Below are 2,359 nucleotides of genomic sequence, written 5' to 3'. Positions count from 1 at the left end.
CCCCACTTCCCCACTTCCCCACTTCCCTAACAGCACAAATCAAGTTCTGTATCAAAAATTTGCTAATTTTGCTGTTATGTGCTATACAGTTACGCATCAAAACAGGATAGAAAAACGAGATTTTTTTAATTACCAGACATTTTCTCAAATTTTATGGCAACTCTCCCAGAGTCAAATTATCCTAAAAGAAATCCTCTCCTAGAAAATCCGACAAGACTCAGAGAAATTGTGGCCGTTAATGCTTTTATCCTTGTACTAGGACTTCGATAATGAAAGAATTGGAGCGATACTATAAAGTTTTAGGGTTAGATCATGGGGCATCTCTCGACGAGATCAATCAAGCCTACAAAGATTTGGTGTTTATTTGGCATCCCGATCGCATTCCCAAAGATAATCAGCGTCTTTTGGAAAAAGCCACCGCTAAACTGCAAGAAATTAACCAAGCTAGGGAACAATTGCGGCAAATTCATCAAAATTCTCCTAAACGCTCCAATTCCCCCCCTAAAACTGAAAAACAGCCCGCCCACGCCTATAAAACTGCTTCCCCCTATCAGCCTCACCCTAGCCAACCGGGCCAAAATTCCCAAACCCACAGTCATAAAACCCATAGTCAACAAACCCATAGTCAACAAACCCACAGTCAACACAGCCACTCCCAGAATAACCATCAGGTCCACAATCATGCCGCCTGGCGCCCTCACTATCGGGATTTAAACGGAGCCGATTTACAGGGAGCCAACCTGAAAGAAAAAGATCTCTCTAGTTGCAGTCTCATCGGGGCAGATTTAAGCCATGCGGACTTAAGCGATAGCTTCCTGCACAAAGTTAACCTAGAAAAGGCTAATCTCCACAAAGCTAATCTTTTTCGCGCCAATCTCCTCGAAGCTAACCTTAAAGGCGCAAATTTACAGGAAGCCAATCTCATCGGGGCGGATTTAAGCGGGGCGGATCTGTCGGCGGCAGATTTACGCGGGGCAAAAATTGGCTTCGGTAAGCGTATTATGGTGAAATTAACCGGGGCAATTTTAACAGGAACAATTCTCCCCGATGGTTCGATTCATCAATAGACCTCTTGCTAATTTTGATGTCCCTTTAATATGAACTATCACCTGATGGGCATTTATTACACAATCGCTGCTGTTTTTCTAGGGATGCAATTAGCTGCAGGAGAAAATTTATCGTCGGTAAATCATGATTTTCTCCAGCTGCAAAAAGCTCTAGAAAAACACAATTTTATCATCAAAATTGCTCCGCCACCAGTGCGAGGAGCCTACGGTTTATTTGATAGTAAAACTAGAATTATTTGGATTCATCCCCTAGTTTTTGACTTAGGTATTGCCCGACCAACATTAATTCATGAAGCTGTCCATGCCGCTCAACTTTGTCATGGAGGCAAAACAGTTAAAGCTCTTAATTTAGCCATAGAACCACCGGCAATGACCAGAAGATTTTTTATGAATTACGAGGGTTTTAGCAGACAAATTGAAGCGGAAGCCTATACTGTTCAAGTTCAGCCCGATGGTCTAGATTTAGTCATTTCTTTACTGCAAAAATATTGTCCTTAGAAAACCTGTTCATAAATCTACCAATCCCGTTCTAATTCTTCGGCTACACGACGATAATCGGCGCTGGCTTCTTGGGCATTTTTACCGCGCCAATTGGTAATAGCTACCCCGTCTAAAACGGCTTTTTCGTGGGCCTTATAATTTCTGACAAAAGCATGACAGGCGGGAATACCTAATTCTAATAAAGTATTTTGTGCTTCTAAAGTTTCCTTAAGACTACGGGAATCCACTTTTGTTAATAAAACCCGATAGGCAATTCCTAGGGGTTTAACTGCCGTGCGTACTGTGTCAATTAAAGCCATTAAATCCATCGGTGCGGGAGGAGTCGGTAAAATTAAATAATCTGATTCTGCTATGACTGCGGTAAGTAATTCGGAACGCAAAGCTGGTGGTGTGTCAATCACGATCAGATCGTACTCGATAATTTGACGCAATTCTCCTAATTTCTCTGTATTAATTTGCTTGGCTAAATCAAATACCATACCCGCTTGATTTCTTTCTACCCACCAAGTGGAGGAACCCTGGGGATCCGCATCCACCAGCAAAACACGCTGATTCTGCCCCCAAATTGCCGCTAAATTAACCGCAGTGGTGGTTTTACCCACACCACCTTTACCATTGACAACAGCGAGAATTTTTGGGCTATTAGGCTTTAATTGCGAGGTCATTTTCAGTTATCAGTTATCAGTTATCAGTTATCAGTTATCAGTTATCAGTTATCAGTTATCAGTTATCAGTTATCAGTTATCAGTTATCAGTTATCAGTTATCAGTTATCAGTTATCAGTTATCAGT

Annotated in this window: 3 protein-coding genes; 2 read left to right on the top strand and 1 reads right to left on the bottom strand. The window is 41.8% G+C overall.

The window, feature by feature from the left end; translation table 11 throughout:
- Positions 1-269: 269 nt before the first annotated feature.
- Positions 270-1,067, top strand: coding sequence for a pentapeptide repeat-containing protein (locus IQ242_RS22675; protein ID WP_193961501.1), 798 nt, complete (start codon positions 270-272; stop codon positions 1,065-1,067).
- Positions 1,068-1,112: 45 nt separating this feature from the next.
- Complete coding sequence (locus IQ242_RS22670) at positions 1,113-1,565, top strand: hypothetical protein (RefSeq protein WP_193961502.1); 453 nt, start codon at positions 1,113-1,115, stop codon at positions 1,563-1,565.
- A gap of 17 nt (positions 1,566-1,582) precedes the next feature.
- Here IQ242_RS22670 and IQ242_RS22665 read toward each other — a convergent pair whose 3' ends face one another.
- Complete coding sequence (locus IQ242_RS22665; protein WP_002745320.1) at positions 1,583-2,233, bottom strand: ParA family protein; 651 nt, start codon at positions 2,231-2,233, stop codon at positions 1,583-1,585.
- Positions 2,234-2,359 lie beyond the last annotated feature (126 nt).

The sequence above is a fragment of the Microcystis sp. LEGE 08355 genome (genome assembly GCF_015207185.1).
GTDB lineage: Bacteria > Cyanobacteriota > Cyanobacteriia > Cyanobacteriales > Microcystaceae > Microcystis > Microcystis panniformis.
The sequence above is the reverse complement of the archived record's forward strand: the minus strand, read 5'-3'. Positions and strand labels throughout refer to the sequence as shown.

What these genes read in the sequence shown, in the direction of transcription:
- IQ242_RS22675 (WP_193961501.1), top strand. Translation starts at nt 270, where the DNA reads ATGAAAGAATTGGAGCGATACTATAAAGTTTTAGGGTTAGATCATGGG.
- IQ242_RS22665 (WP_002745320.1), bottom strand. Translation starts at nt 2,233, where the DNA reads ATGACCTCGCAATTAAAGCCTAATAGCCCAAAAATTCTCGCTGTTGTC.
- IQ242_RS22670 (WP_193961502.1), top strand. Translation starts at nt 1,113, where the DNA reads ATGGGCATTTATTACACAATCGCTGCTGTTTTTCTAGGGATGCAATTA.